Here is a 4,703-nt window from a genome sequence, read left to right as displayed (position 1 = left end):
ATCCCGTTCAAAGCCGCCGTAGGCGTCCTTATAGAGCAGGGCACCTGCAATCCCGATACCGCCCCTTTCCCTACTGCTTGACACCTTTCAGGGAGAGGCCGATGCGGTTTCTTTTTTCGTCCACCTGAATGATTTTAACATTCAGTATGTCTCCTACGGAGAGTACGTCTGAGGGGTGTTTCACCCGTTTTTCTCCCAGCTGGGAAACATGGAGAAGTCCATCGTGGTGAAGACCTATATCCACGAAAGCGCCGAAGTCGGTAATGTTTCTGACGGTGCCTCTCATGATGGTGCCTTCTTTGATTTCTGAAATGTCAGTGATGGCAGAGCGGGTCAGGGGCTTTGGCAGGTCTGCCCTGGGATCGCGGCCGGGGCTTGTGAGGGCATCTAAAATATCATGGACTGTAGGAAGGCCGGCGGAGAGTTTGTCTGCTATTTCTTTTTCGTTTACATGAGGCCTTTCCAATGCCAGACGGGCCGTTTTAGCCGGATTTCCAAGGTCCGATGGGTCCATGTGGAAAAGGGAAAGGATTTTCCCTGCCAGTTCGTAGGATTCCGGATGGATGGAGGTGTTATCCAGTGGGCTCTTTCCCTTTCTGATACGGAGAAAGCCGGCGCACTGGGTAAAGGCTGCCGGTCCCAGGCGGGGTACCTTGAGAAGGGTCTTCCGTTCTCTAAAAGGGCCATTGGCGTCTCTGTAGGCCACAATATTTCCTGCCACTGTACCGCTGATGCCGGCGATGTTGGAAAGAAGGGAGGGACTGGCAGTATTCAGGTCCACACCTACATGGTTTACGGCATATTCGATGACGCCATCCAGGGTTTCTCCCAGAAATTTTTGGTTCACATCGTGCTGGTACTGACCTACGCCAATGGCTTTGGGGTCTATTTTCACCAGTTCCGCCAAAGGATCCTGCACCCTTCGGGCGATGGAAACGGCACCGCGGATGGTGACGTCATACTCTGGCAGTTCTTCTCGGGCCAGTTTAGAGGCAGAGTAGACGGAAGCGCCGGCTTCGCTGGTAATGAGATAATGGACATCCAGATGATTTTTGAAAATGAGATTGGAAACGAATTTTTCCGTTTCATAGGAAGCAGTTCCGTTTCCTATGGAAATCAGGGTGACATGGTATTTCCGGATGAGGGAGAGCACCTTTCTCTCAGCCTGCTGCCTTTCCCCTTCCGATTTGGTGACCTGGATAACGCCATGATCAAGCACCCTCCCCGTGGGGTCCACCACCGCCATTTTGCAGCCAGTCCGATATCCCGGGTCCAGGCCCAGCACTGTATAGCCTGTCAGGGGCGGCTGCAGAAGGAGTTGCTGCAGGTTCATGCCGAAAATTTTGATAGCCTGCTTTTCCGCCTCTTCTGTCATATGATTCCTGATTTCCCTTTCCAGAGCCGGCAGGAGAAGCCGTTTATAGCCGTCTTCTATGGCATGGTGAAGCTCCTCCCTGAATATGGAGGGGCCTTTATAGATTTTCCTGAAAATATTTTCTATTGCCTGTTCATGGTCGAAGTCCAAGCGGACTTTCAAAAGTCCCAGCTTTTCACCGCGGTTCATGGCAAGAATGCGGTGGGAAGGCATGCGGCGCAGGGGCTCGCTGTGGTCCTTGTACATGAGGAAGGTGGCGGCTCCTTCTTTGGATTCATCCAGCTCTGTCTCAATCATAGCCTGCTTCCAGATGCGGCTTCTCATGTCCTGCCGCAAAGACGCATCTTCCATGATTTCCTCTGCCAGAATATCACGAGCGCCGTCCAGCGCCTCTTCTGCCGTTTCTACTCCCTTTTCCGGATTCACAAAGGAAGCGGCAAAGCGGAGGGCGTTTCCATGTCTTTCCTTCTGCTCTCTCATAGCCTTCGCCAGCGGCGAAAGCCCTTTTTCCCTGGCCTTAGAAGCCCGGGTGGCCCTCTTCTGCCTATAGGGCAGGTATAAATCCTCCAGCTCCTGCAGCTTATGCGCCTTGGTAATCCGACTGCGAAGTTCCGGAGTCAATTTTCCCTGCTCTTCGATTTTAGAAAGGATTTCTTCCTGCCGTTTCACGAAATTTCTAAGGTACGATACCTTTTCAGCCACCTGCCTCACCTGTTCATCCAACAGAGAGCCGGTAGCCTCCTTACGGTAACGGGCAATAAAAGGCACCGTGTTGCCGGCATCCAGAAGTTCCATGGTTTTGACCACCTGCTGTGGATAAATGGAAAGCTCCCGGGCAATGATTTTGGGAATGTTCGTTGTAAGCATACATCCTCCTTTTATGAAACGATTTCCTGTGCTTTTTATATCATATCATAAGAAAGAATTCAGCGCCCTGTCGGGAACAGCAGGGTTCTTAAGATTGACCGGCCTGCGGCCGGAGGGTTCGGTTTGACAGCGCTAACGGTCAGTCGATTAAAAGGAAGGCCCTTTTATGGGCAGGCTAAGGGCCAACTTCGACTGACTTGCACATTCTCTGCAGAATGTGCACAGTCTGAGGGTTGTTGTATCGCCGCCTTTGGCGGCGATGAGTATATAGTCAGCGTTACGGGATTTACATTTATGTCTCCAATGCTGCATGACGAAGAGCAAAAGCCTCTTTCCTTAGGCAGAAATCCTGCAGAGGATTTCTAGCCGGGCTCTTGTGTGAGCATAGCCTGCACACAAAGCGAACACCTTAAAGCCCGGCCAGCGGGTGTCGCCGTTAGGCGACGGAAGATAGGGGCGTCAGGTCTTTCGCAAGATATACGGACCTATCCTCAGGGCTCCGCCCAGCTCCTTTCTGAGAAAGGAGCCTGCGTTACGGGATTACCTTCCCACCCTCACTGTCATTCTGAACGAAGTGAAGAATCTCGGTACAAATCGCGTATGAGGCAAATACTATTAAATACCAATCGGCGGGAAGGCTGCCGATTGGCAGTCAGGGCAGCGTAGAGTATCTTTTCGACTTGCAGCGTCGTACACCCCTGCGCCACTTCGTGGCCCTCTTCCCCTAAAGGGGACGCAAGAACGTTACGGGATTGCCTTCCTTATGCCTTAAGTACCGCTAATTATTCGGTGAATTAGTCGCCTACGGCGACTTTCCCCCCTTTGGTGCCTACGGCACCACCTTTGCCACGGTGTGAAGCGTGTCACTGGATTCGCAGGGAGCCGTAGACGCCTGAGAATCCAGTGACATGCTTCCCTTTAGGAGAAAGGTGGTGGCGTCAGCCACCAAAGGGGGAATGCATTTCCTTCGCCCGTAAGGGCGGTTGTAAAGGTTTTATCATACTGGCGCCCCCATATTTCCAAAAGGCGCCTACCACCTGCCGCCGCCAAGCGGCCCCCGATTCTCGATCCCGATCCCGATTCCGCTCCCCCTACATCCTCTTCCTTACCTGCTGGGCAAGCTTCTCCAGTCCATCCACTCCTGCATCAGACAGGTTTTCCACGATGGACAGGGCTTCTGTCACTGCCAGATAGCTCACCACAGCGCCGGATAGAAAGGGGTAGGAACCGGAAAGAGAGAGCAGGTAGTCCGCTCCGGCGGCGGTGAGGACGCAGAGGTGATAGAGAATAAGTTTCTCCACCCCCTGTTTCTTCATAACCCGGCTGGTAATGAGTCCTTCCCTCCTGGCCGCCGGAATAGAAAGGATGGCATCCATAAGGCTCGGAGAATTGGCCTTTTTAGCTGCCAGCCTTCCGTAACTGATGGCCATCCAGCGGGTGAAGCAGTCCATGAAGACAAGGAACATGAAAACCATGAACATACCCGCCTGCCGCCCCACCCACAAAAGAATGACACCGGTAAAGGATTTGAAAGGGAAATGATCCCATAGAGACTGCCAATAGGTATACATAGGAACCTCCTATCTGTAACATAAGAGAAAAGGGACTGCCCTGCAGCCCCTCTTCCCTATCTTCTATCAAGCTCCGGCAGTGAGATCGTAGGTTTCTACCACCCTGCAGCCGTCCACCGGCAGAGACTGCATGGAGCTCAGCGCATTGAATGCGGCCAGAAGCTCCTCTTCCTTTGCGTCAATGCGGATGTTGGAGTAGCTGATGTTCTTGTATGCGGTCTTTCCGGTGGAAGTGGTGCCGGAAGATACGCGAATCTGAAGTTTCAGGTCCAGTTTGTTCTTATTGACTGCCATGATGTGTGCTCCTTTCTACAATGCCTTCAGGCCAGTTCTTCACGGGTAGTGCTGACAACTTCTGCCTTCAGCAGATTAGTCGCCTGCACGCCGGATCGATTCACCATGATGTTGGCGATATCCGGTGCTTTGGTGCGGACCGTTTCCAGGGTGAGATCATCCTTGGGATTGTCCAGGGTCACGGTGATGGTGTTTGTGCCGGCAGTGGCAAAAGTGAGTTCCAGTGTCTTCATGATAAGACCTCCTATGAAGAAATCATTGTTCCGGCCTTGCAATCGGCGTGACCGGAATCCGCCGGAAAGGGTGATTTTCATCCCTACTGCCCGTACGCTGCAGGAAGGATTTTTTACCCTCTTCACTTATTCAGGAAGGATTTTTTTACCCCCTTCACTTATTTATATTGCCTGAGAAAGCTAAAATGTAACCTTTTCGCCCAAAATTCCGTAAATTCATTCTTCAAAGGAAATATGAATCATTTAGTACCCCCGAAGAAAAGCAAGCAATTCCGGATTTTCTTTCAGAAGCGCGCTCGATGTACTTGTCGATTTCGCCACCCTGTACGAGCATAGCGTTAACATACTTCTTCTTAGCATCCT

General features: G+C 51.9%; 4 protein-coding genes. All 4 read right to left on the bottom strand.

What is annotated here, in order from left to right; genetic code table 11:
• Positions 1-70: 70 nt before the first annotated feature.
• Positions 71-2,242, bottom strand: coding sequence for a Tex family protein (locus QZQ29_RS08910; RefSeq protein ID WP_296962476.1), 2,172 nt, complete (start codon positions 2,240-2,242; stop codon positions 71-73).
• Between the two features lie 1,091 nt (positions 2,243-3,333).
• Complete coding sequence (locus QZQ29_RS08905) at positions 3,334-3,813, bottom strand: phage holin family protein (RefSeq protein WP_296962474.1); 480 nt, start codon at positions 3,811-3,813, stop codon at positions 3,334-3,336.
• Between the two features lie 66 nt (positions 3,814-3,879).
• The gene (locus QZQ29_RS08900) at positions 3,880-4,107 is read right to left on the bottom strand and encodes a DUF1659 domain-containing protein (protein WP_296962472.1); all 228 of its coding nucleotides are present in this window, start codon (positions 4,105-4,107) and stop codon (positions 3,880-3,882) included.
• 26 nt (positions 4,108-4,133) lie between these two features.
• Positions 4,134-4,340 (bottom strand): DUF2922 domain-containing protein, encoded by a 207-nt coding sequence (locus tag QZQ29_RS08895; RefSeq protein WP_296962470.1) that lies wholly within the window; start codon positions 4,338-4,340, stop codon positions 4,134-4,136.
• Positions 4,341-4,703: the final 363 nt, after the last annotated feature.

Origin of the sequence: uncultured Dialister sp. (assembly GCF_900538805.1) — a bacterium.
Classification (GTDB): Bacteria; Bacillota; Negativicutes; order Veillonellales; family Dialisteraceae; genus Dialister.
Note: the sequence above shows the minus strand (reverse complement) of the source record. Positions and strands in the feature narration are given on the sequence as shown.

Bases quoted from the DNA above. Each gene is read 5' to 3' on its own strand.
- QZQ29_RS08910 (WP_296962476.1), bottom strand. From the start codon at position 2,242: ATGCTTACAACGAACATTCCCAAAATCATTGCCCGGGAGCTTTCCATT.
- QZQ29_RS08905 (WP_296962474.1), bottom strand. From the start codon at position 3,813: ATGTATACCTATTGGCAGTCTCTATGGGATCATTTCCCTTTCAAATCC.
- QZQ29_RS08900 (WP_296962472.1), bottom strand. From the start codon at position 4,107: ATGGCAGTCAATAAGAACAAACTGGACCTGAAACTTCAGATTCGCGTA.
- QZQ29_RS08895 (WP_296962470.1), bottom strand. From the start codon at position 4,340: ATGAAGACACTGGAACTCACTTTTGCCACTGCCGGCACAAACACCATC.